The organism is Demequina muriae, assembly GCF_030418295.1.
GTDB lineage: Bacteria > Actinomycetota > Actinomycetes > Actinomycetales > Demequinaceae > Demequina > Demequina muriae.
Map to the genome: position 1 here is coordinate 2,520,439 of NZ_JAUHQA010000001.1, position 22,562 is coordinate 2,543,000.

At 67.1% G+C, this 22,562-nt stretch carries 22 protein-coding genes and 2 tRNA genes; 18 read left to right on the forward strand and 6 right to left on the reverse strand.

Going from position 1 to position 22,562, the window contains the following annotated elements:
• Nucleotides 1–58 precede the first annotated feature (58 nt).
• The 9 genes from QQX02_RS11875 to QQX02_RS11915 all read left to right on the forward strand — a co-directional run bounded on the left by QQX02_RS11875 (nucleotide 59) and on the right by QQX02_RS11915 (nucleotide 5,172).
• Nucleotides 59–130, forward strand: a tRNA-Val gene (locus tag QQX02_RS11875).
• 149 nt (nucleotides 131–279) lie between these two features.
• A complete protein-coding gene (locus QQX02_RS11880) occupies nucleotides 280–780 on the forward strand; it encodes a hypothetical protein (protein WP_301143328.1) in 501 nt (166 codons plus the stop codon).
• Nucleotides 781–932: 152 nt separating this feature from the next.
• Entirely contained in the window at nucleotides 933–1,358 is a 426-nt protein-coding gene (locus QQX02_RS11885; RefSeq protein ID WP_301143331.1) for a hypothetical protein, read from the forward strand.
• A 61-nt stretch (nucleotides 1,359–1,419) separates the two neighbouring features.
• On the forward strand, nucleotides 1,420–1,665 hold the full coding sequence (locus tag QQX02_RS11890) for a hypothetical protein (RefSeq protein WP_301143332.1): 246 nt from the start codon (nucleotides 1,420–1,422) through the stop codon (nucleotides 1,663–1,665).
• 247 nt (nucleotides 1,666–1,912) lie between these two features.
• Nucleotides 1,913–2,251 carry a hypothetical protein gene (locus QQX02_RS11895; protein ID WP_301143333.1) on the forward strand — a complete coding sequence of 113 codons (339 nt, stop codon included), beginning with the start codon at nucleotides 1,913–1,915 and terminating at the stop codon, nucleotides 2,249–2,251.
• Nucleotides 2,252–2,315: 64 nt separating this feature from the next.
• On the forward strand, nucleotides 2,316–2,966 hold the full coding sequence (locus tag QQX02_RS11900) for a DUF4145 domain-containing protein (protein ID WP_301143334.1): 651 nt from the start codon (nucleotides 2,316–2,318) through the stop codon (nucleotides 2,964–2,966).
• Nucleotides 2,967–3,004: 38 nt separating this feature from the next.
• A complete protein-coding gene (locus QQX02_RS11905) occupies nucleotides 3,005–4,009 on the forward strand; it encodes a hypothetical protein (protein ID WP_301143336.1) in 1,005 nt (334 codons plus the stop codon).
• A gap of 153 nt (nucleotides 4,010–4,162) precedes the next feature.
• Nucleotides 4,163–4,233 (forward strand) — tRNA-Val (locus tag QQX02_RS11910).
• A 129-nt stretch (nucleotides 4,234–4,362) separates the two neighbouring features.
• Nucleotides 4,363–5,172: an alpha/beta fold hydrolase gene (locus QQX02_RS11915; protein ID WP_301143337.1), complete on the forward strand. Its 810-nt coding sequence runs from the start codon at nucleotides 4,363–4,365 to the stop codon at nucleotides 5,170–5,172.
• A 65-nt stretch (nucleotides 5,173–5,237) separates the two neighbouring features.
• Here the strand turns inward: QQX02_RS11915 and QQX02_RS11920 are convergent, their stop codons facing one another.
• Complete coding sequence (locus QQX02_RS11920; RefSeq protein WP_301143339.1) at nucleotides 5,238–6,998, reverse strand: lipase family protein; 1,761 nt, start codon at nucleotides 6,996–6,998, stop codon at nucleotides 5,238–5,240.
• Between the two features lie 151 nt (nucleotides 6,999–7,149).
• Between QQX02_RS11920 and QQX02_RS11925 the strand changes: the two genes are divergently transcribed.
• Together QQX02_RS11925 and QQX02_RS11930 are read left to right on the forward strand one after the other, a co-directional pair.
• Nucleotides 7,150–7,914 (forward strand): TylF/MycF/NovP-related O-methyltransferase, encoded by a 765-nt coding sequence (locus tag QQX02_RS11925; RefSeq protein ID WP_301143340.1) that lies wholly within the window; start codon nucleotides 7,150–7,152, stop codon nucleotides 7,912–7,914.
• 71 nt (nucleotides 7,915–7,985) lie between these two features.
• Entirely contained in the window at nucleotides 7,986–9,188 is a 1,203-nt protein-coding gene (locus tag QQX02_RS11930) for an aminoglycoside phosphotransferase family protein (protein ID WP_301143342.1), read from the forward strand.
• Here QQX02_RS11930 and QQX02_RS11935 read toward each other — a convergent pair.
• The 5 genes from QQX02_RS11935 to QQX02_RS11955 form a co-directional block, all read right to left on the reverse strand.
• Nucleotides 9,185–10,492, reverse strand: coding sequence for a glutaminase (locus QQX02_RS11935; RefSeq protein ID WP_301143343.1), 1,308 nt, complete (start codon nucleotides 10,490–10,492; stop codon nucleotides 9,185–9,187). The two genes, QQX02_RS11930 and QQX02_RS11935, sit on opposite strands and share 4 nt — an antisense overlap.
• Nucleotides 10,493–10,513: 21 nt before the next feature.
• On the reverse strand, nucleotides 10,514–10,915 hold the full coding sequence (locus QQX02_RS11940) for a GNAT family N-acetyltransferase (protein ID WP_301143344.1): 402 nt from the start codon (nucleotides 10,913–10,915) through the stop codon (nucleotides 10,514–10,516).
• On the reverse strand, nucleotides 10,912–11,982 hold the full coding sequence (locus tag QQX02_RS11945) for an extracellular catalytic domain type 1 short-chain-length polyhydroxyalkanoate depolymerase (protein ID WP_301143345.1): 1,071 nt from the start codon (nucleotides 11,980–11,982) through the stop codon (nucleotides 10,912–10,914). Before QQX02_RS11945 ends, QQX02_RS11940 begins: the two co-directional genes overlap by 4 nt.
• Nucleotides 11,983–11,985: 3 nt before the next feature.
• On the reverse strand, nucleotides 11,986–12,588 hold the full coding sequence (locus tag QQX02_RS11950; protein WP_301143346.1) for a small multidrug efflux protein: 603 nt from the start codon (nucleotides 12,586–12,588) through the stop codon (nucleotides 11,986–11,988).
• Nucleotides 12,589–12,656: 68 nt separating this feature from the next.
• Nucleotides 12,657–13,496 carry an alpha/beta fold hydrolase gene (locus QQX02_RS11955; RefSeq protein ID WP_301143347.1) on the reverse strand — a complete coding sequence of 280 codons (840 nt, stop codon included), beginning with the start codon at nucleotides 13,494–13,496 and terminating at the stop codon, nucleotides 12,657–12,659.
• 354 nt (nucleotides 13,497–13,850) lie between these two features.
• Here QQX02_RS11955 and QQX02_RS11960 point away from each other — a divergent pair, with 354 nt between their 5' ends.
• The 7 genes from QQX02_RS11960 to QQX02_RS11990 all read left to right on the forward strand — a co-directional run bounded on the left by QQX02_RS11960 (nucleotide 13,851) and on the right by QQX02_RS11990 (nucleotide 22,559).
• Nucleotides 13,851–14,609, forward strand: coding sequence for an SDR family oxidoreductase (locus QQX02_RS11960; RefSeq protein ID WP_301143349.1), 759 nt, complete (start codon nucleotides 13,851–13,853; stop codon nucleotides 14,607–14,609).
• A gap of 314 nt (nucleotides 14,610–14,923) precedes the next feature.
• Nucleotides 14,924–15,745 carry a MerR family transcriptional regulator gene (locus QQX02_RS11965; RefSeq protein ID WP_301143351.1) on the forward strand — a complete coding sequence of 274 codons (822 nt, stop codon included), beginning with the start codon at nucleotides 14,924–14,926 and terminating at the stop codon, nucleotides 15,743–15,745.
• 147 nt (nucleotides 15,746–15,892) lie between these two features.
• Nucleotides 15,893–16,024, forward strand: a complete 132-nt coding sequence (locus tag QQX02_RS11970) for an SRPBCC family protein (RefSeq protein ID WP_301143352.1) — start codon at nucleotides 15,893–15,895, stop codon at nucleotides 16,022–16,024.
• 104 nt (nucleotides 16,025–16,128) lie between these two features.
• Nucleotides 16,129–18,894: an ATP-binding protein gene (locus tag QQX02_RS11975; RefSeq protein WP_301143354.1), complete on the forward strand. Its 2,766-nt coding sequence runs from the start codon at nucleotides 16,129–16,131 to the stop codon at nucleotides 18,892–18,894.
• Nucleotides 18,895–19,130: 236 nt separating this feature from the next.
• Nucleotides 19,131–19,850, forward strand: coding sequence for an NAD(P)H-binding protein (locus QQX02_RS11980; RefSeq protein WP_301143356.1), 720 nt, complete (start codon nucleotides 19,131–19,133; stop codon nucleotides 19,848–19,850).
• Nucleotides 19,851–20,013: 163 nt separating this feature from the next.
• The gene (gene thrS, locus QQX02_RS11985) at nucleotides 20,014–22,005 is read left to right on the forward strand and encodes a threonine--tRNA ligase (protein ID WP_301143357.1); all 1,992 of its coding nucleotides are present in this window, start codon (nucleotides 20,014–20,016) and stop codon (nucleotides 22,003–22,005) included.
• 29 nt (nucleotides 22,006–22,034) lie between these two features.
• Nucleotides 22,035–22,559: an HIT family protein gene (locus QQX02_RS11990; RefSeq protein ID WP_301143743.1), complete on the forward strand. Its 525-nt coding sequence runs from the start codon at nucleotides 22,035–22,037 to the stop codon at nucleotides 22,557–22,559.
• Nucleotides 22,560–22,562: the final 3 nt, after the last annotated feature.

The following is a 22,562-nucleotide window of genomic DNA, read 5'->3' on the forward strand; positions in this document are numbered from 1 at the left end:
CCCTCGGAGGGGGTGTGCGCGGGCCGCCGCGAGGACGCGCTACTATTGTTCTCGCTCAGGGCGATTGGCGCAGTGGTAGCGCGCTTCCTTCACACGGAAGAGGTCACTGGTTCGAACCCAGTATCGCCCACTCGTAGAAAGCCCTGGTATCCCTTCTCGCCGATGGGTGCCAGGGCTTTTTGCATGCGCGGCGTTGGTCGATGCGTGCCCTAACGGCACTCACAACCCCACCGCGAGGTGAGTCAACTCGAATGTAGGTGTTGTCCATGTGGAACAGCCTTGCCTGACCACCTCGAGTATCAGGAAGGCCGGATGGTGAGAACGTACGAGCCGCGGGATCTCGGGGAGCTCGCCGAACTTGTGCGCAACGCGCGAGGTGCGATGCTCTCGATAGAGGCCGAACCGAGCCGGAACCTCAAGGAACTGTTCCCCGCGATGTGGTGTGAACATTCCTCTATCGTGATAGCGGAGACGCTCCTGCGGCGAGGACTCGGTGCCTGGACCTTCGTCGCTATGGGGCACCGCGACGGTCCCAATGGTCACGCTTGGCTCGAGCTGCGAGATGAGGGCGAGAATCGACTTGTGACGATCGACGCGACGATTGATCAGTTTGACTGGGGCAGGGACTTGCCTTTCGTGAGCGCGACGCAGACCCGTGCCGCGACAGAGTTCACCGTGCCGCGCTATTCGGGTCCATGGCAGCACTGGCCCGTTCTCGAGAGGGACTCCTCGTTTCTGACTTACGCCGAGGCCTTCGTGAGGCAGTCAGGCCTTATTTGAGTGGTTTCTTCGCAGCGCAGGTTCTGCGACAGCAATGTCACAGCCAGAGCGCGCTGCGGAGTGACCCCAGCGCCGCAGCCTGCGGCTCAGAGCCGCAATGCTCCTAGATGTTCAGCGTCGTCGATGCTCTCGCGTGGCCGAGGACTCGAGGCATGGCGACGATGTCCGCACCGCCGGCGATCATGAGTGAAGCGGCGGATTGGCGCAGAGTGTGCACGGACGCCACGCACTGGCCCACCCGCGGCACCCCGACCAAGGCCGCACCTACGCGCCTGTTCGATCTGCCGGTGCCGCTTGACGCGGCCATCCTTGAGGGGGAACCAATCGTCGCGGACTGGGCGACCGTGAGCCTGCGCCACCTCAATGGCATGGGCGTTCGCTGGCACGAGCACGGCGCCCAGACCGAGAGCGAGGCAGTGCTGGATATGTTCTCCCGCAACGTCCTGTACTTCCGCGCCGAGGTCCGCAACGCGCCGATCATCGCGTCGCCACTATCGGTGCGGCTCGTGGATCTCACGGCGGCGCAGGACGTGCCGCGCTGCCCGCCAGGTCCGGGGGCGTCGGCGTGTCGGAGGTAGGTGTCAGAGCCGCTCGCCAGACTAGACACGCCAACACAGGCATCGGGGAATTGGGGAGACCATGGCCGAGAACATCCGCATCGAGTTCGACGAGCAGGCACTCAACAGGCTCGGCGGCGACATCGCTGCAAAGGCCGAGAAGGCGATCAACGGCGTTGCCGACGACATGGCAGGAGGCAACTCAGACGCAATCGCTGTCGAGATTGAGAAGCGGCTGCGCTCTGTAGGCATCGAGCCACACTCAAGCGTTGTGAAAGAGCACGCTGAGAGGATCGCACTAGCCCGAGGGGCCGACGCCAGTGACTGACGCGCCGTTATGGCTTCAGGTGACTGCCGTTGCAGTCCCTGCACTTGTGAGCATCGGTTCGGCTATTTGGGCGTCCAGGTCGGCGAACAGGGCGAGAAGGTCCGAACGCGACGCTGCTCGGCTTCTAGCGCTTGAAGAACGTACAGCGAGCAAAAAGTACGAGTTGTACGAGCCGTTTGTGGTTCACCTTGGTGATCTCCTGACGCCCGCACGCAAGGAGGCTGCGGAGGTGCGATCAGAAGAGGTGATGGCTGACTTCCAAACCTCGGTGATGATGTGGGGCTCCGACGATGCGGTGAGCGCGTTCTCTCGTTTCCGACGAGCATCGTCGACCAATCCACCGGGCCACATAGCCATGAGGTTAGTGGCCGATCTGCTGCTGGCGATCCGTCGCGACGTAGCAGTACCTGACAGTCGTGCGACAGGCATGGAGATCCTGGGATCGCGTCTGAACGACTTGAAGAAAGGCAGCGCGATCACCCGTGCCCTTGAAGCTCCATTTCCCGAGGTTTGCAAGGAGCACGGTTGGGAGCCACCGTTCGACTTTGAGGAGCCCCGGCGCGCACGCTTCGGTAGACGGCGATAGCGGCGCGCAGGACCACGCGAACTGGACTTGTCGAGCTGTCGTAGGGGGCCGATAGGGTCACGTCATGGCAGCTAACACTTGCGGCTGGTGCAACCACCGCACCCACATGGCATTCGTAAAGGGCACCTACTACTCGGCCCGTGATGGCCAGTTCGATTTTCACAATGCTGCCTACCAGTGCATCAATTGCGAGCGGTACTCGGTGGCGTACTGGCAACATCTCTACTACGAGCCTGATCCGTCAGAAGGGCGGTTCGTGGGTGATGGGGGTGGACCAGTTCCTCCGGACTGCGCAGTTTGGAATCCACCGGCAGGGGCACGCAAGGAGTTCCCCGATGTCCCCGACCACCTCGGTGCAGTCGCGTCCGAGGCGCACCTGTGCCGGGCAACGGGCGCACTGCGAGGGTCAGTGATACTTGCTCGCTCAGTCATTGAAGGTGTGGCGAAGCATCTTGGTTGTGACGAGTGGGGGATCCAAGCAAAGATCACGTGGCTCCGTGAACAACAGCACATAAGGCCCAAGACCTTCGAGGCTGCGAACGCTCTGCGCCTCGCGGGCAACGACATCGCGCACGCGGATCCTGGTGAGTCCGTTACCGCCGAAGAATGCGACGAACTCCTGGTCCTCATGGCTGTAGTTCTGGACGAGGCCCTTGAATCGGACGTGCGGCTCGCCCGCGTGAAGGAAGCGCGAGAGGCTCGCACCGGCAAGTAGGGTCCAACCGTCGTACCTCGGCGGATGAAGGGAACTCTGTGGCATTCGAACCGTTCGACGCTGCTTGGCAACGTTGGGAGCGGGCCCGTGCGCGCATGACGGAAGCGGTGCAGGTCTGGAACGGTTTCATCGAGCCGCATGACGCCTTCGACTTCAGCCTGGACGGTGACGACACCGGGGTTTTCATTTTGCGGGTGCACCAGGTCCGTCCGACGCCACCAGAAATGGCCGTCGTCATCGGCGAGTGGCTTTACAACCTTCGAGCTGCCCTTGACTACCTCATGTGGGCGACCGCCTGCTACGTCGCCGGGTCTGTCCCGCCCCCCAAGGAGAACGTCCTTCAGTACCCGATCTACGACACAGAGTCAGCGTGGACGAGCAATCTCTACAGGCTGGATGGCCTTCTCGATCACCATCGAGAGATGCTGCTATTGATGCAGCCGTTCAATAGCGATATAGACGCAAACTACCTCGGTTGGCTTAACCGCCTCGCGCGCATCGACCGGCACCGAAACCTCGTCACAGGTTCGGCACGTCTTGGTCTGGTTGAGCCTGTGCTGAGGTGCCCCGAGGGTAGCCGCGTGATAGTGGAGTGGGGCGAACGGATGATCGTCGACGGTCGGGCGGACGTGGCACGGTTCACAGTTCAGCCGTACTGGCCCGGAGCGGTTGTGGACGTGAATCCGCGCGTAGGTATCGACCCGGAGATCGATGAGTGGTCTCGTTCACCATTCTGGGGCAAAGTCACTTTCCAGGAGCGCCTGCGGATGATTCAGGTGTTCGTTGCGGGGGAGATTGCGGCATATGAGTACGACTGCACCGGGTCAAGCCGGAAGTCCAACATGGTTAGCGATGAGTTCCAGAAGGCTATGGACGAGCGGCGGGGACCCGTGCCCAAACTTGCACGGCAGCGGCCACCCATGACGTGGACGCGGGGTTCGGGCAAGGTGTCTACGCGCACGATGTTCGAAGGTGCGGATTTTTGCGATGACGGCGCCGGCCCGATCGATAGCGGTCCTTCGGGCTTGGGAGTGGCGCGCTAACAAACCCTGCGCACTACCAGGCATTGCGGTGCAGGCAAGGAGGTCCTCGGTGGTCCGTACCCCAATTCCTACCCCAACCAGGCAGCTTCCGCGGTGGACCGTCGATATGCGCTCTTGTGCGGAGGTCTGGGTTTACCATGCGTGACGCACTGCGGCGAACAGTGGCGGATCGGAGGTCATTCCTTCACACGGAAGAGGTCGCTGGTTCGAACCCAGTATCGCCCACTCGCAGAAAGCCCTGGTAACCCTTCTCGCCGATGGGTGCCAGGGTTTCTTGCATGCGCTGCGCGGGCCGTTGGCGCCATTATGTCTGTCGCATGCCGGGAGTAGCATCGACCAGAGGTGATGACCTCATGACGACAGCGCGTTCTACGCCGCACACCACCACCTCGGCCGACGGCACCGAGATCGTGCGCTGGTCGAGCGGAGCCGGCCCGCCCCTGCTCCTGGTGCATGGCGCGATGTCGGACCACCGGCGCTGGCGCATCGTGCCGCACCTCACGCCCCATGCGACCGTGCACGCGATGGATCGGCGTGGCCGAGGAGAGAGCGGCGACGCGCTGGAGTGGTCCCTGGACCGGGAAGTCGCGGACATCGTCGCCGTCGTCGATGCCATCGCGGACGAATCCGGGTCTCCTGTGGACGTGCTCGGTCACTCTCTCGGTGGCCTGCTGACGTTGCGTGCCGCGCTGGACACCTCGAACATCCGGCGACTCGTCGTCTACGAACCCTCCGTCAACGAGCTCGCGTGCTCTCCGCAGACAATCGCCGCCATGGAGGCGCACCTCGGGCGCGGAGACCGGGCCGCAGCGGTGCGCACCATGATGCGTGAGATCGTGCTCATGCCCGAAGGCGAGATCGAATACCTCGAGTCGCTGCCCTCGTGGCACACCAGGCTTGCTGCAGCGCACACACTGCCTCGCGAGTTGGGCACGGATCTGGTCATGCGACCCGCAGACCTGCGGCAGATCACCGTGCCCGTGGTGAGCATCCTGGGTGGCGATAGCCCCGAGTCCGTACAGGCTGCAGCGCACATGATGGCGGCCAATGTGCCGCGCCACCAACTGATCGTGATCGAGGGCCAGCAGCATGTGGCGGACCAGGTCGTTCCGGAGGAGTTCGCGCGTCACGTGCTCCGCTTCCTGCGCGACGAGGCCCGGTAGGTCGCTGGGGACGCATGGGCGACAGTCGCTCGCCGTCCGCGAGCGCCTCCGGGTATCTCCGCCGTTCAGTCGCGGCAGGTCGACTCCGCCGGGGTGCCGGCGAACCGCTCCTCGGTCCAGGTGAGGAGCTCGCCCACCAGCGCGGACTCGTCGGCGACGATGCTGAGGTGATCTTCGTCGGGGTACGTCCGGTAGTCGAGCTCGTGACCGTCCGCGCACCGCTGATCCACATACGCCTGTTGTGCGGCTGGCAGCACCAAGGGGTCGGCGTCCCCTTGAGCCAGCAGGAGCGGCGCGTCAATGGCGCCGGAGGGGACGTTCTCGGCGAGCCTGTCCACGAATGCGCCGGTCTTGGCGTCGTCGGTGAAGATCGTGTCGCCGAACAGGAAGGTCTCGATCACAGAGACGAGTGCCCCAGGCTCGGCTAGGCAGCGGCCAGCGATCTCCTTGACCTGCACTCGTGCCGCCGGGCGGACGATGTCGTCGAAGGACACATCGTCGTAGACCGCGCTGTAGGCCTCGACGATGTAGGACGCGAACAAGGTGCCGCCCGGGACGACGTCGAGGTTGTCAACAAGTCCAGGAAGATTGCTCGCGGGTGCCATCGCGGAGACGCCGACCACCCCGGCATCCGGCGCGTAGTCCGATGCGAGGACGCCGGCCCACAACGCGGCGTGGCCGCCCTGCGAATGACCCCAGACCACCGTGCCGTCAGCCCACACGACGTCCCGCAGCTGCCGGGCGGCGCGCACGCTATCGAGCACCGACCGGCCCTCCGCTTGGCCGATCAGATAGGGGTGTGGACTCTCGGTTCCCAGGCCCACGTAGTCGGTCGCGACCATCACCCACCCGTTGTCGACGACCTGGGGCAGCGCCGGCGTCGCCCCTGCTTCGAAAGGGTGCTCCAGCACTGATGGAGCACATCCTGGCACCACGCCCGTCGTGCCGTGCGCCCAGGCGACGATGGGGCGGGGCTCTGTGCTGGCTGCAAGTGGCGCCACCACGAGAGCACTGGCGACGGCAGGCTGCCCCTGGTCACGCGTGGTCGTGTAGAGGATCCGCCAAGCCAGCGCGCCATCCGGGACGTCGCGGGTGAAAGGCTCGCTCGCTAGGAGCACGCCGGGCTCGGCCGGCACGTCGTCTGGCGGGTCGTAGAAATCGTCGGCGACTGGAGTGCCCTGCCGCAACGTGACGCTCACCGTCACGAGCAGCAGAGCCACGGCGAGCGCCATGATGGCGCCGAGGGTCCGGACGAATCGTCGGGCGGTGCCCGCGGTGCGAGTCTCGGGATCGACGTCGGGGGCACCACGCAGCGCCGCCCACACCAGTCCGACTCCGGCGAGCACGGTGCGGACTCCGAAGAGGACGGCGACCACGAAGACAGTGACGTCTGGCCACACCAGCGCCAGCGCGCCCAACAGGAGTCCCGCGCCTCCCAGGAGCGCCGATGCGAGACGGGCATCGACAGTGCCGCGCAGCGCCGCGGCGACGCGGAGCGCACCGGCCAGCGCCATGGCGAGTCCGGCCACGACTGCGAGCACCTGCAGAGTGGGGCCGGGCCAGAGTGCGACGACGGTTGCGGCCGTGACCCATCCCAGGCCGGTGATGCGAGCAGCGGCCCGCGAGCGCCCGCTGCGGGCAGCCGTCAACTCACCGATGCCGGTGAGTGCCATGGCCGTGATCACCAGCAGCACCAGGACTGCGAGAGAGGCGAACGGCGTCACCGTCAGCACCGCGCCGACCAGGACGAGGAGCAGCCCCACGACGAGGCGACCCCATGGGCGCGCAAGCCGCGGCGCGGATTCAGACACCACCGAAGCGCTCATGCGCACCTCGCGATCATCATGGTCACGGCGTACGTGACGCGTCCATCCGCGTGGGTGTGGCGTCCCCGATCGACGCCACGACTACAGGGCTCCAGGGTATTCGATGCCCCCAATCCCGCACCAGAGGGAGCGCTCACCTAGGGTGAGACCCGTGGCAACCACCGCAGCCGGCATCCTCGCTCGCGCTCGACGCATCGGCCGGGCTCCCGGCGAGGCGTGGGCCTTCGCGCAGCTGCCGCCCATCGCCCGTGCCGTGATCCGCGAGCGGCTCACGTATCTGTCTCCAGTCAAGATGCTCGAGCTCCAGCGTGCGGTGCGCGACGTGGACGCGGCCACCGTGCCGGGAGACGTCGTCGAGTTCGGCGTGGCCCTCGGGGGCTCGGGGATCGCGCTGTCGCACACGGCCAGCACTCGCGCCTTTCATGGCTTCGATCTGTTCGGGCTGATCCCGCCGCCGTCGAGCGACAAGGACGGCGAGCGTGCGGTGCAGCGATACGAGGTCATCGCGTCGGGACTGTCGGCAGGGATCCGCGGAGACGAGTACTACGGCTATCTTCCCGACCTGCTGGGCACCGTGAAGGCGAGCTTCACCCGGCACGGACTTCCCGTCGATGGCGGCCGCATCGCCCTGCATCCGGGGCTCTTCGACGAGGGCTGGCCGCTCGCTTCACCGTCCGTGCAGGCCATTGCGCTCGCGCACGTGGACTGCGACTGGTACGACCCCGTCCGCTACTGCCTCGACGCGATCGCGCCGCTGATCTCACCCCGCGGCATCATCGTGCTCGACGACTACCTCGACTACGACGGGTGCCGGGCGGCCACGGACGAGTTCCTCACCGCGCATGCCGAGTTCTCGGTGAGGCATCGGCGCGGCAACGTGTCGCTGGTCAAGTCCGGCGCGGTGTCGGACGGCTGACAGCGCGACACGCCGTTGCTCCGGCGTGTCCCAGGTGTGACGTTCGGCGCCTCGCCGTGATGTGATGAGGCATGGCGAGCGATCATGCGGCAGCGCCGCTGCTGACCGGGCCCGAGGCCGGCGACATCCTCGCGACGGCGCTCGCGACCATGGAGGTCGAGCTCGACTCCTGGAGCGTCGATTCGGTCAACGCTCGGCCGGGAGCCGAGACCTCCGTGGGATACGACGTCGTCGCCGGGGGAGAGCGGCTCTACCTCGTCGCCTCGACGGTGTCGCTCACGGACGAGCAGCGTGCGGCGGCCAAGGCAGTCCGCCTGGCCTCGGACGACGGGGAAGTTCACGTGTGGCGCCACCCCGCGGATCCGTACCTCCCCGGGCTGGCCGATGCGTGCGTCCCTGAGACTCTCGCGCCCCGCCTCAGCGCGGCGACCGGGAGGACCATCACCATCGAGTCACTCGACATGATGGTGATGCGGCCCATGCGCAGAGCGGTGCTGAGGGTGCACACCGTCGCAGAGGACGGCCGTCGCACCTGGTACGTGAAGGTGGTGCGGCCTGAGCGCGCTGCCGCCATGCTCGCTCGCCACCGCATGTGCGACCTCGCCCCGATCGCTCTCGATGCGGGCGACGGCATCGTCGTGGTGCAGGAGGCGCATGGCACCCCCATGACCCGCGCGCTGCACCGTCCCGACGGTTCCGAGCCGGCACCCATCGACCCCGCGATGCTGCTCGCGGCGATGGATCGGTTGCCCGCGGAGGCCACTGCGTTGGATCACCGCCCGCCGGTGCCCGACCGCGTGTCGCAATACGCGCGGATGGCGATCGCCGAAGGTCTGCCTCAGGACCGGGTGGAGGCGCTCGAGCAGCGCATCACGGCGGCGCTGGCAGCCGCGCCGGAGCACCCCACGGTCGCCACGCACGGCGACCTCCACGCGGCGAACATCTACCTCGACGACGCGGTGGCGCCCACCCGAGTGGAGGCCGTGATCGACCTCGACACCCTCGGGCCGGGGCGGCGCATCGACGACTGCGCGTGCATGGTCGCGCACATGATGGTGCTCCCGCAGCTCGACCCGGAGGGCTACCGGGGCGTGCCTGCGATCGCCTCTCAGGTGCTGGAGGCCTTCGGTGCGCGCTTCGGGATCGAGGAGCTGCGGGCGCGCGTCGCCGCGAACATCCTGTCGCTGGTGGCCGGGGCCGAGGACGGGTCCATCGCCGCCGCATGGCTGGAGGCCGCCGAGTCCGTGACGAGCGGTCGCGCCGCAACCGACTAGGCGCGTGGTGCCGCACGCTCCTCGTCGGCGACGAGGTCCGCGGTCTCACCGAGGTCGTTCACGACCGTCACCCGGCCACCGCCCGGATGAGGACCCGGGAGGATCGACTCGGGGTCGACCAGGGTGACGCCATGACCTTCGAGCGTGAGCCTCCGCACGATCTCCAGCAGCATGCGCCGTGACACGTCGTCGACCGACGAGACCATCGTGAGATCGAGTGCGACCCTCGTCTCTGCAGGGGCAGTCTCGACGACTTCTCTCACCACCCTCTCGACTCCGGCGAAGCGGATGCCGCCCTGCAGCTCGATCACGCGGATCGCGTGCGGACCGGAGCCGACCACACGGTTGGATCGCACGACCGCGCGCGCAGCGGGTGGCACCTCCATCACATGCAGGCCCATGTCGGACGAGAAGCGGTGGAACAGCGACACCCCGCGAACACTCGTCCCGTGCGCGTCCAACCGGGGCGAGAACGTCGCGATGCCGATCTGGCCAGGCAGAGTGCCGATCAGGCCCCCGGCTACGCCGCTCTTCGCAGGAATGCCGACTTGGGTGGCCCAGTCGCCGGCAGCGTCGTACATCCCGCACGTCGCCATCACGCTCAACACCTGACGCAGCACCGGTTCCGGCACCACCTGCTTACCTGACAGCGGATTGACTCCACGGTTGGCCAGGGTTGCCGCCATCACCGCGAGATCGCGGGTGGTGACGAGCAGGGAGCACTGTCGGATATAGCCCTCGACGACTGTCGCAGGGTCCTCGGTGAGGATGTCGTGACTGCGGAGCATATGCCCGATGGCAAGGTTCCGATGCGCGAACGCCATCTCCGAAGCGCAGACCGACTCGTCCATCTCCAGCTGGCGGCCGGCGAAGGCGGAGAGTCCGTCGACCACCCGCTCGAGGCGCTCCGCAGGGTCAGAACCTGCGACCCCCACCAGCGAGTGCGTGGTGATGGCTCCCGCATTGATCATCGGATTGAGAGGACGTCCGGAGCCGCCTTCGAGAGAGATCTCGTTGAATGCCTCCCCGGACGGCTCGACGCCGACTCTGGCCAAGACCGCGTCGAAGCCACGGTCGGCGAGGGCCAGCGCGTAGACGAAAGGCTTCGAGATCGACTGGATGGAGAACTCGGCATCGCAGTCGCCCGCAGCGTAGACCTGTCCGTCGACCGTCGCGAAGGCTGCACCGAGCTGCTCGGGCTCGGCATCTGCGAGTTCGGGGATGTAGCCGGCGGTGGCACCGGACGTGTCCGGCTCGACGTGCTCGAGCACATCGGTCAAGTAGTCAGGAATCATCGATCGCATGCGCCATCTCCATCCGTTCGCTCAGTGAGGGTGGGTCGTGGCCGAGGTGATGCGTGCGACCAGCGCGATGTCACCGGATGTGGGCCGACGGAACCTTCCGCCACGACTCACGAAGTCGTCGCCGTGCCGCGCCAGGTGCTTCGCGAACAGGGGGCATACGGGAACGACGGTGAGGTCGTGCCGGACGCAGTCGGCGAGCGCCTCGCGAACAAGGAGTCCCGCAAGCCCGCGGCCGCGGACTGCGTGATCGACTTCCGTGTGGAAGAAGATGCGTTCGCCGAGAACCGTGGGGGAGTCGAAGAAGTCCGCCTGGCCGACGAACGAGCCGTCGGCGAGAGCCACCGTGTAGCTGCTGATCGGTCGGCCATGCCGGAGCATGACCGCTGCGGTCTCTGCGCTGTTGACGTCATGCTGCTCAGTCATGGCGATGGGACCTTCGGGTGATGTCGAGCGAAGTCCCAGGCGAATGCGCTGGCGTCCGGCCCGGCACGATCAGTGAAGAGTCCTACTCCGCTTGGGCCAGGCCACACGTGTCCCATCTCGTGCACGAGATACGACTCGATCAGCGATGAACCGTCCGGCAGCGTCAAGGTGGTGTGGGTGAAGGCGTGCCTGTCGGCTTCTGCGGGAAGCCGTGCGCTGGTCTGGGCCAGACGCAGATCACCGTCGAGGAGCCCGTCCTCGACGAGGTCGCTGACCGCGGTCCAGTGCTCGACGAGGCGTGTCGCGACGACGGGTGGGACGACCTCATCCTCCTCGCCCTGGATGACCAGCAGCGGGACCTGGCGCGCGCGATCACCCATCTGAGCCCACGCCTGGCGCGCCGTGTAGGTGGGCGGCGTGGTGTCGGGAGACTCGGGGTCCACCTGATTCAGTCCGTACTCGCCCCCGGCCACGGAGGTGGCGGTCGCGAAGACGTCGGGATAGGTGGCGGCCAGGATCACCGCCGTCCCCGCACCAGATGAGGCGCCCGCGACATGAACATGGTCCGGATCTGCGTTGTACTCGTCGACGACCTCCCGAGCGACACCGGCAAGGAGAGCGGGCTCGCTGCCACCGCGATGCTGTTCGCGTGGATCGCCTGAGTTCCAGCAGTTGATCGCGTTGCGGAACAGCCGCTGCGTCGGGTAGACGACGATGAAGCCTTCGCGATCAGCAAGGTCGTTGAACTGTGTTGTGCCCTTCATCGAGTTCCACCCGAATCCCGTCATTCCGCACCCGTGAATCGCCATCATCACCGGTAGCTGCGTCGAACTGTCCCAGTCCGGCGGAACGTGAACTTGGTAGCGCTGCGACCCCTCCGGTCCGGTGAAGGTGTGGTTGCGGTCGCCTTCCTCCATCCACCAAGGAAGGCCGTACTGGAACACGGCGGTGGCGGCGACCACGATCGCCACGAGCAGAGCGCCGGACAGGAGCCAGGACCATCGCCGCCGCCCGCCGGAACCGTCGAGTGACTGGTCCGGCCGGAGCGCGTCATCGTGGGCGGTCACGGCTCACGTCGTCTCGACGAGCAGGGTGAGGGCTGCCCACACGGACACCGTGGCGAGACTGGTCCAGATCACGATGGCGACGGCCTGCCATAGCAGGACCCACCGCCGAGGAGTGCCGCCGCCCACCAGGATCGCCGCCGTGAACTGGGTCGGGATGGCGAGTGGTCCGAGGATGCTCGCACCGGGGACGCCGAAGCGGACCACCCACCGCTTGAAACGTTGCCGCCCCTTCGACTCGGGCGTCGGGGACGCTCGCTGTTCGCCCTGTTCTCCCTGTTCGTCCTGTTCGCCCTGATCGTCGTCGAGACCAGTCGGGCCACTACCACCGGCGGTCGCCGCGACTGAGATGCGTCGGCGGCCGACCACGGCTGTGCGGGCACGCGACGTGACTGCGACGACCAGCAGCACGCACAGGAAATTCCCGCCGGCTGCGGCAGCGGCCGCGACGATCGGATGAAGACCGCCGACGACCCCGACGATGGCGCCCCCCTCGCCCTCGATGAACGGGATCGCCGCCGCGAGCGCGACGACGAGGGGCTGGACGATGTCGGGCACGTCGGCGACCAGCATCTGAAAGCTGCTGATCGTCTCATCGATGGCGCTCATATCGAATCTCCTTTGGTGGTGGCCGAGGCCTGTCTCGGGTGCTGACGGGCTGGCGCCCAGCCGTGGGGCTAGGCGAGGAACGCCCGCAGTGCCTCGTTGACCTCGTCGGCATGCGTCCAGAGCAGGCCGTGCGGGGCGCCCTCGACCTCGACGTACCGTGCGTCGGGAAGCAGGTCGCGAAACCGACGCGCAGTGGCGTCGATGGGCAGGATGTTGTCCGCGGTGCCGTGCAGGATCAGGGTGGGCTTGCCGCTGGCACGCACTGCTTCGACGTCCTGGCGGAAGTCCTCGATCCACGAGGACACCACCGCATGGGCGGCCACAGGAGCGCTGGAGATCGCGACGTTCCAACTGCCAGTGACGGCCTCTTCGCTGATGCGGCTTCCGAGGTTCTGGTCGAGGTTGTAGAAGTCCGCGAAGAACTGTGTGTACCAGGCGTATCGGTCACCCTTCGCGGCCGACTCGATTCCGTCGAACACGTCCTGCGGGACCCCTTCGGGGTTGTCGTCCCGCGCCACCAGGAACGGCTCCAGCGAGGCGAGAAACGCCAGCTTCGCGATGCGCTCGTGTCCGTACCTCGTCACGTAGCGGGCGAGCTCGCCGGTGCCCATCGAGAACCCCACAAGGATGACGTCGCGCAGATCCAAGCTCTCGAGCAGCGTGTTCAGGTCAGCGGCGAATGTGTCGTAGTCGTACCCGACGTTGACCTTCGACGACTGACCGAAGCCGCGACGGTCATAGGTGATGACGCGGTGCCCGGCAGCGAGAAGCTCGCGTGTCTGCTTCTCCCAGCTGTGCCCGTTCAGGGGGTAGCCGTGGATCAGCACGATCGGCTGCCCCGCGCCCTGATCCTCGTAGTACAGCTCGATCGGCGTGCTGTTCTCGTTTGCCACAGTGATGTATCCCATGGTGATCCTCCAGTGTTCGAGCGGGTGTGATCCGGCGCATCCCAGGGCTCCTGGTCGTCGCCGTGGCATCAGACTCGCGTCAACGGACGGACGTTCGCGTCGGTGGAAGTCACTGATCTGGACACCGGAACGACTGCAGCCGCACGAGAGATCGCGATATCCCGTATGCGACCGATCAGCGTTGGCGACGGTCTGGCTTGCGCGGTGCTTGACCCGGTGCTGACCACAGGGTCTGTACTGAGCGGACATCACTCACCTCGGACGTCCGGCAGGCGGTGCACAGGTGCGAGCGTTCCTCGCGGTTCACCCAGCACTGGCCGGCCGTCCTCGCTCATCGTGGAACGAGGTCTCACCATGACAGTGCCCCGCCAGCGTGTGGCGATCATCACCGGAGCTGGAAGCGGCCACGGCATCGGCTTCGCCACGGCTCTCCTTCTCGGCGCCGCAGGCATGCGCGTGGTCGTGACCTCGACGACCGACCGCATCTTCGATCGAGTCTCCCAATTGCGCGCAGCAGGAATCGACGCGCAGGGAGTGGTGGCCGATCTCCGGGACCGCAGCGGTGCTGACGCTGTCGCGGCCCGAGCGGCGAGCATCGATGGCCGTGTCGACGTGCTCGTCAACAACGCAGGCATGACTTCGGTTTCGGAGCGGGATCCCGCTGGCGCGATGTCTCGCTGGCAGGCGTCCTTGGAGCGCAATCTGAGCACGACATTCTTAATGACCAGCGCGGTGCTCGACGGCATGCGGTCCGCCCGCTACGGCCGCGTCGTCAATGTCTCGTCCGTGTCGGGACCAGTCGCCGCGTATCCCGGTGACGTCGCCTACCATGCGGCGAAGGCCGGAATGGTGGGGCTGACTCGAGCAGTGGCGATCGAAACCGCCTCCAGTGGGATCACTGTCAACGCCGTCGCACCTGGATGGATCGATACGGCGTCAGCGTCCGACCACGAGCGCCGCATGGGCGCGGCGAGCCCGGTCGGCCGTTCCGGCACCGCGGAGGAGGTCGCGTATGTGATCGCCATGCTCGCCGGAGAGGGTGCGTCGTACATCAGCGGGCAGTTGGTCATCGTCGACGGAGCGAACTCCGTCAGCGAGGAGCGCGGTCGCTGAGCCGTGCGACCAGCGCCGCCGGGTCTGCGAAGAGGACGGGACGGAGTCGCTTCGGTCGTGACGGTCTGCAAGTGGCGTGTGCCGAGCACGGAAGGTGCCGCCCTGGTCGCGGCTACGTGACTTCCACCGACGCGAAGGGCTCGTCACGAGCGCGAGGCTGGCGACATGGCCACCACACTCGCCGTCGAACCATCGGGAGCACGCAGGCTCCACGCCTCAGCGCTGACACCAGCGCGGCACAGCCGTAGCCCCGGTGTGATCCGGTTCACCAGGATGTCGCGCACCGCGGGCTACCCGAGTCGACGGAGGCACCGATGACGTGGAGCACGCGGGAGCTCGCGGAGATGGCGGGCACCACCGTGAACACGGTGCGGCACTATCACGCTCTCGGGCTGCTTGAACCGCCCAGCCGGACGTGCAACGGGTACAAGCAGTACGAGGTTCGGCACCTGGTCACGTTGACGAGGGTGCGGCGCCTTGCTGAACTGGGGGTTCCTCTCGCGCAGGTGGGAGCGATCGCCCTGCGAGCGGGTGCCGCTCCCAGCGCGCTGCTCCGCCTCGATGCAGAGCTCCGGTCCCACATCCGCACTCTCCGCCGCGCGAGGAAGGACATCGCCGCGATCGTTCGAGACCACGCACCTGCAGACAGTCCCCGAGGATTTGAACGCGTCGCATCGCAGCTGTCGGAGGCGGACCTGTCGTACTTGCACATCCTGACGCGTCTGCATGACGGCCATGAGTCCCTCTCCGTCCTGCGAGACATGATCGACACGGAGAGCCAGGAGGTCCGCGACCAACTCGGAGGCCTGCGGCTCGATGCGAGTGCCGCCTCGCGCCAACGCCTCGCAGAGCGGATGACGGCTGACGGTGCCCAGTGGCGCTCTCCGACTCGTCCGTGGCTCGGTTCACGCACCGAGACCCAGCGTGAACGGGACGTCCCCATGGATCGCATTCTGGACGAAGCACTGACCGAGCTCTACACCCCCGCACAGCGAGATGTCCTCATGCGTGCCGACGCAGTGTGCACACGCTTGCCGGCTCGCGCCTCGAGGCTGCCGAGCCGGATCGAGGACACCGACTCCCAGCAGTCCAGCCGCTCGGCCGAGCAGTGGCTCGCGCCTGCAGGTGGTGCATGAACCCGGTCCACCTGCGCCGCGCCGCGCGACACCGGGCACCGCGATGAGTGCCAACCGCGGCAAGCGGTCGACGGCGACACTCGAGAAGCCACGGGAGAGAGACCATGAGCGCCACCATCACGGCGACAACCGACATCGACGCGCCTGGTGCACAGCGAGACGTTCTCGGGCGTCTTCGTCCCCGTGATGAAGGGCGTGGCGAAGGACAGCGAGTCAGGGTTCCAGGCATTCAAGGAGGCGGTGAAGCGACGAGCGGAGAGTCCGCTCGACCGTCGCTGAGAGCTGTCCTGTGGCGGCCATGACTTGATGGGCCACCATCGCGCGACGACTCAGGGCCAGGTACCTTGATGTGTACCAACTTGGGGCCGTGATGGGAGCACAAGGTGGCAGATCTCGTCGGCCGCAGCTCAGAGGCCGCAGTACTCGAGAAGTGCCTGATGCTGGCTCGAACCGGGCGCAGTGGCTCACTCCTTGTGCGTGGCGAAGCCGGGATCGGAAAGACGGCTGTCCTGGAGCACACCCAACAGGCGGCACGTGCAGCAGGCTTTCGCGTCGTGACGTCAGTGGGTGTCGAGTCCGAGTCGCAGTTCGCGTTCGCTGGACTTCACCAGCTCTGCGGATCGCTTCTGGACCATCGCGACGCGCTGCCCGAGCCACTGAAGGTGGCTCTCGGCGTGGTCTTCGGACTCCACGGTGGTCCCGCCCCGGATCGATTCCTGGTGGGACTGGCTGTTCTGAACCTGCTCGCCGAGGTCGCGGAGGAACGGCCGTTGCTGTGCCTCGTCGACGATGCCCAATGGCTGGATGAGTCATCGGCACAGGTCCTCGCATTCGTGGCTCGACGATTGGGAGCCGAGAGGCTGGCCCTCATCGTCGGGGTGCGCGACGCCAACGGGGGCGAATGCCCTCCCTTCACCGGGCTGCCGGTACTGCGCCTGGAAGGTCTCGCCGACGACGATGCGCGGGAGCTCCTGTCCGTCGCCGTCCACACACCCCTGGATGAACGAGTGCGGGACCGGATCGTCGCCGAGGCCCGTGGCAACCCGCTGGCACTGTTGGAACTGCCTCGCAGCGTGAGTCCGGAGCGGTCGGCTGGCGGGTTCGAGCTGCCGCACGTGGCCAGCGTCCCGCAACGCATCGAAGAGACCTTTCGCAGCCGTTCGGACATGCTCCCCGAGGACACGCAGCTGTTGCTGCTGGTCGCGGCGTCTGACCAGACCGGTGACGCCGCGCTGCTGTGGCGCGCGGCCGCCAGCTTGGGCCTTGCCGCAGAGGCGCTCGAGCCCGCGAAGCTGGCCGGACTGCTGGAGATCGACTCACGAGTGCGGTTTCGTCACCCGCTGGTGCGCTCAGCGGTGTACCAGGCAGCAAAGCCTCAGGACCTTCGCCGCGCGCACGAGGCTCTGGCCGCTGTCACCGACCCCGAACGAGACCCAGACCGACGTGCCTGGCATCAAGCACAGGCGGTGCTGGGCGCGGATGAGGACGTCGCCCTGGCACTCGAGCGTTCGGCCGGTCGGGCACGAGCCCGCGGGGGCGCCGCGGCGTCGGCCGCGTTCCTGGAGCGAGCGACCGAGGTGACGGATGCTCCGTCAGATCGGGCCCGTCGGGCCCTGGAGGCCGCCCATGCCAAATACGAAGCGGGCGTCCCTGCGTCGGCGCTCGAGCTGCTCGCCATCGCGGCCGCCGGGCCGCTCGAACCGCGACAGCGGGCTCGCGTCGAGCTGTTGCGCGCCCAGGTGGCGTTCCATCTGACGCGCGCCGGCGACGTGCCGAGGATGCTTGTGAAGACCGCTAGAACGCTCGCGCCGCTGGACGCATCGCTCTCCCGCGAGACCTACCTGCATGCCCTGGAGGCCGCGATCATCACCGGCGGGCCCAGTGCACGAGATGTCGCTGCCCTCGCCAGCGACGCGCCCTCGCCACCTGGTTCGCCGGTGCCGGCGGACCAGTTGCTCGCCGGTCTGGTGAGGGCGTACACGGAAGGGTATGAGCCAGGAGGGCCCGACCTGCGGCGCGCGCTTGAGGCCTTTCGGGAGGACGACCCTACGGCCGACACCGACGACGGTCGCTCCGGCCGCCGCTGGCTGTGGTTGGCCAGCCGTACCGCGGCGACTCTCTTCGACGACGAGTTGGTCGATGTGCTGACGACTCGCAACGTGCGGCTCTCTCGCCAAGCGGGCGCGCTTGCCACACTGCCAGCCGCGCTCGCCTCGTCGTCCATCGCGCTGGCGCTCTTCGGTCGGCTCCCGCAGGCCCACGAGCTGGCGACCGAGGAGACTGAGATCAGGTTGGCCACAGGAGCTGAGCCGCTGCACCATCATGCCCAACTGTTCGTCGCCGGTTGGCAAGGGCGACGTGCTGAGACCGTCGAGCTCCACGACACGAGCGTGCGGCAGCTGACCGCGCAAGGTCAGGCCGCGGGCCTGTCCAGCGCGCAATACGCGTTGGCAGTGCTGCATAACGGACTCGGCGACTATGCGAGCGCGCTCTCCGCCGCGGAGGGAGCGTGCGATGGCGACGAACCTTCGCACCACTACTTGTCTCTCTTCGAGGTCCTGGCTCTGGCCGAGGGTGTCGAGGCCGCCACGCGCGTCGGCGAGACGGAGCGAGCCCTTGCTGCTGCGCAACAGTTCGAATCACGCGCACGCGCAAGCGCCACGGCGTGGGCGCTTGGCATGGCGGCGAGGTCGCGCGCGCTCGTCAGCACCGGGTCCGTGGCGGAGGGTCTGTACCGCGAAGCGATCGAGCAGCTCGGAAAGAGTCGGGTGCGCTCCTACCTTGCCCGCACCCACCTCGTCTACGGTGAGTGGCTTCGCCGCGAGGGTCGCCGAAGAGATGCCCGCGAGCAGCTCCGTGCGGCTCACCGACTCCTCGCCGAGATGGGCGCTGACGCGTTCGCCACCCGTGCCGCGAGCGAGCTCAGAGCGACTGGCGAGCACCCACGCGCTCGAACAGCGCAGCCCACCGACGAGCTCACTGCCCAGGAGCAGCACGTTGCACGCCTGGTGGCCACCGGGGCGACGTCACGCGAAGTCGGCGCACAGCTGTTCCTGAGCCCTCGCACCATCGAGGCCCACCTGCGCAGCATCTTTCGCAAGCTCGGGATCAGCTCGCGCCGCGAACTCCGGAAGATCTACCGGCCCTGATCGCTCTGGCACCGCGGCACGGAAGATCGGTGCCTGTCACCGACGCGACGGACGAGCGTCCACGGCCACGCTTGCCTCATGCGTCGGCACGATTCCACTCCGTCTGTCGGCGTGGCACGCGCCGTCCCTCGCACGACGGCGGTGGCCACGGCACCCCGGGCAAGCGTGCAGGCAGCATCGCTGGAGTCGAGTGCCCGCGGTGTGACGGTCATCCAATCGGAGCAAGGGGCACCCCGATGAGGGTCTTCATCATCGGCATCACCGGAGCCGTGGGCAGCCGGTTGGCTGGCGCACTGATCGAACGCGGCGACGTCGTGGTCGGGCTGGTGCGTCGCAGTCAGCAGAGGCGAGAGCTGGCGGCCCGCGGCGTGGAGGTTCATGTGGCTGAACTGACACGCCTGACGGCAGAATCGCTGGCCCGGATGCTGGCCGGTGCCGATGCGGTGGTGTACGCGGCCGGGTCCAATGGCGGGACGAGAGAATCCACGGCGGCCGTGGACGGCGAAGCAGTGATCACTGCCATGGAGGCGGTCCTGCTGGCCGGTGTGGGGCGTTTCGCGCTGGTGTCCGTGCTGCCTGAGGCCGGGCGGGGCGAGCAGCTCGGTGACGATGTGGAGTTCTACTTCGCGGTGAAGAAGCTGATCGAGGTGATGGTCAGCATGACCGATGTGGACTGGCTGATACTGCGCCCATCGCTGCTCGTCGACCGCGTCGGGTCAGGGCTGATCTCGCTCGGACCGGCGCAGCCCAACGACGAGATCTCACGTGCAGACGTCGCCGAGACGCTGGCGGAGCTGCTCCATGAGCCTCGGATCCGCAGGCGCATCCTTGAGGTCACCGAAGGCTCGACGCCGATCGCGTGGGCGGTGCTGGCCAACGTGCTTGGCGACGAGGGCACTTCCGCCTCCGACGGGTTCGAGGACAGCGAGCTCGACGGGGGCCAGGGCCACGACTGACGCGGTGGCATCAGTCGAGTCAGGCGTCTCTCGCGATCGAGAGATCGTGCCCGGTGGGCGCGCGGGCGTGGGTGTCCGCCCGCATGTCGGTAGCATCGTCGGGTGACGGACGTGTGCTGGGGCGCGCGACGCAGACAACCGCACGAACCCGAGGAGATCACCGGTGCCCACCATCAACCTGACCGTCGACGGCGACCAGCGACAGGCCGACGCGACGACGACGGGCACCGACCTGTTCGGCGAGCGCCGCGAAGTTCTCGTGATGCGCGTCGACGGCGAGCTGTGGGACCTGTCCCGCGAGCTCCACGACGGCGCCACCGTCGAGGCCGTCATCATCGACGAGCCTGACGGCCTCATGGTGCTGCGCCACTCGACCGCGCACGTGCTCGCGCAGGCGGTCCAGCAGGCGCACCCCGATGCGAAGCTGGGCGTGGGCCCGCCGATCGAGAACGGCTTCTACTACGACTTCGACGTCGAGGAGCCGTTCACGCCCGAGGATCTCAAGAAGCTCGAGAAGGCGATGCAGCGCATCGTCAAGGAGGGCCAGGCGTTCGTGCGACGCGACGTGACGCGCGAGGAGGCGCTTGCCGAGCTCTCTCACGAGCCCTACAAGTGCGAGCTCCTCAGCCACGAGGCCGACGGGGCCGAGGGCGCCTCGGTCGAGATCGGCGACGGCGACATCACCATCTACGACAACGTGCGACGTGGTGGCGAGGTCGCGTGGAAGGACCTGTGCCGCGGCCCCCACGTGCCGAGCACCAAGCTGCTCGCGAACGGCTGGTCGCTGATGCGCTCGGCCGCCGCGTACTGGAAGGGCTCCGAGAAGAACCCTCAGCTGCAGCGCGTGTACGGCACCGCGTGGCCCACCAAGGAGGAGCTCACCGCCTACAAGGAGAGGCTTGCCGAGGCCGAGCGTCGCGACCACCGCCGCTTGGGGGCCGAGCTCGACCTGTTCTCGTTCCCTGAGCAGATCGGCTCGGGGCTGGCGGTGTTCCATCCCAAGGGCGGCATCATCCGCCACGAGATGGAGGAGTACTCGCGCCAGCGCCACCTCGAATCCGGGTACGAGTTCGTCTACACGCCGCACGCGACCAAGGCCCAGCTGTTCGAGACCTCGGGCCACCTCGACTGGTACGCCGACGGCATGTACCCGCCCATGCAGATGGACGAGGAGCGCGACGAGGCAGGCAACGTCACCAAGCAGGGCCAGGACTACTACCTGAAGCCCATGAACTGCCCCATGCACAACCTCATCTTCGACGCCCGCGGGCGCTCGTATCGCGAGCTGCCGATCCGGCTCTTCGAGTTCGGCACCGTGTACCGGTATGAGAAGTCGGGAGTGGTGCACGGCCTCACCCGTGCGCGTGGCTTCACGCAGGATGACGCCCACATCTACTGCACCCGCGAGCAGATGAAGGACGAGCTGAACGGTCTGCTCACCTTCGTGCTCGACCTTCTCAAGGACTACGGGCTCGATGACTTCTATCTGGAGCTGTCGACCCGCAACCCCGAGAAGTCCGTGGGCTCGGAGGAGATCTGGGACGAGGCGACGGAGACCCTGCGCGAGGTCGCTGAGGGATCCGGGCTGGAGCTCGTGCCGGACCCGGGCGGCGCGGCGTTCTATGGGCCGAAGATCTCGGTCCAGACGCGCGACGCCATCGGCCGCTCGTGGCAGATGTCGACCATCCAGCTCGATTTCAACCTGCCGGAGCGGTTCGAACTCGAGTACACCGCCTCGGACAACAGCCGCCAGCGGCCCGTGATGATCCACCGTGCGCTGTTCGGCTCGATCGAGCGGTTCTTCGCGATCCTCACGGAGCACTACGCCGGCGCCTTCCCTGTATGGCTCGCACCCGTGCAGGTGCGTGCGATCCCGGTCGCCGATGCGTTCGACGACTACCTCTCTGACGTCGTCTCCCAGTTGCGTGCGCACGGCATCCGCGCTGAGCTCGACGCCTCCGACGAGCGGTTCCCCAAGAAGATCCGCTCGGCATCGAAGGAGAAGATTCCGTTCGTCCTCATCGCTGGCGGCGAGGACGCCGATGCCGGCGCGGTCTCGTTCCGGCTGCGCGACGGCAGCCAGGACAACGGGGTGCCGGTGGCCGATGCGGTCGCGCGCATCGTCGAGGCCGTCCGGACCAAGGCGCAGGTGTAGACCCGGTGGCGGAGATCGTCGACGGCGAGATGATGGGCGGCGAGGCCGACGGCTTCGAGCGCCTGTGGACTCCGCATCGCATGGCCTACGTGCGTCACTCGTCCGACAGGCCCGAGTACGCAGGGGAGCACGAATGCCCGCTGTGCACCAAGGTCACCGGTGATGACCGCGAGGGGCTCGTGGTGCACCGCGGCGAGCACTGCTACGTGGTCCTCAACCTCTACCCGTACAACCCCGGCCACCTGATGGTGTGCCCGTACCGGCACGTGGGCTGGTACACCGACGCCACGGATGCGGAGCGCGATGAGATGGGCGCCCTCACGCAGCACGCGATGCGCGTCCTCACGCACGTGAGCGGCACCAAGGGCTTCAACATCGGCATGAACCAGGGCCAGGTGGGCGGCGCGGGGATCTCGGAGCATCTGCACCAGCACGTGGTCCCACGGTGGACCGGCGATTCCAACTTTCTGCCCATCATCGGCCGTACCAAGGCGGTCCCGGAACTGCTCGACGACACCTGGGAGCGGCTCACGCACGCCTGGGACGAGGTCTGACGA

Excerpts from the sequence above, each read along its gene's own strand:
- QQX02_RS11890 (WP_301143332.1), top strand. The coding sequence starts at position 1,420 with ATGGCCGAGAACATCCGCATCGAGTTCGACGAGCAGGCACTCAACAGG.
- QQX02_RS11895 (WP_301143333.1), top strand. The coding sequence starts at position 1,913 with ATGGCTGACTTCCAAACCTCGGTGATGATGTGGGGCTCCGACGATGCG.
- QQX02_RS11990 (WP_301143743.1), top strand. The coding sequence starts at position 22,035 with ATGATGGGCGGCGAGGCCGACGGCTTCGAGCGCCTGTGGACTCCGCAT.
- QQX02_RS11920 (WP_301143339.1), bottom strand. The coding sequence starts at position 6,998 with ATGAGCGCTTCGGTGGTGTCTGAATCCGCGCCGCGGCTTGCGCGCCCA.
- QQX02_RS11960 (WP_301143349.1), top strand. The coding sequence starts at position 13,851 with ATGACAGTGCCCCGCCAGCGTGTGGCGATCATCACCGGAGCTGGAAGC.
- QQX02_RS11950 (WP_301143346.1), bottom strand. The coding sequence starts at position 12,588 with ATGAGCGCCATCGATGAGACGATCAGCAGCTTTCAGATGCTGGTCGCC.
- QQX02_RS11915 (WP_301143337.1), top strand. The coding sequence starts at position 4,363 with ATGACGACAGCGCGTTCTACGCCGCACACCACCACCTCGGCCGACGGC.
- QQX02_RS11935 (WP_301143343.1), bottom strand. The coding sequence starts at position 10,492 with ATGCGATCGATGATTCCTGACTACTTGACCGATGTGCTCGAGCACGTC.
- QQX02_RS11900 (WP_301143334.1), top strand. The coding sequence starts at position 2,316 with ATGGCAGCTAACACTTGCGGCTGGTGCAACCACCGCACCCACATGGCA.
- QQX02_RS11940 (WP_301143344.1), bottom strand. The coding sequence starts at position 10,915 with ATGACTGAGCAGCATGACGTCAACAGCGCAGAGACCGCAGCGGTCATG.
- QQX02_RS11885 (WP_301143331.1), top strand. The coding sequence starts at position 933 with ATGGCGACGATGTCCGCACCGCCGGCGATCATGAGTGAAGCGGCGGAT.
- QQX02_RS11955 (WP_301143347.1), bottom strand. The coding sequence starts at position 13,496 with ATGGGATACATCACTGTGGCAAACGAGAACAGCACGCCGATCGAGCTG.
- QQX02_RS11980 (WP_301143356.1), top strand. The coding sequence starts at position 19,131 with ATGAGGGTCTTCATCATCGGCATCACCGGAGCCGTGGGCAGCCGGTTG.
- QQX02_RS11930 (WP_301143342.1), top strand. The coding sequence starts at position 7,986 with ATGGCGAGCGATCATGCGGCAGCGCCGCTGCTGACCGGGCCCGAGGCC.
- QQX02_RS11965 (WP_301143351.1), top strand. The coding sequence starts at position 14,924 with ATGACGTGGAGCACGCGGGAGCTCGCGGAGATGGCGGGCACCACCGTG.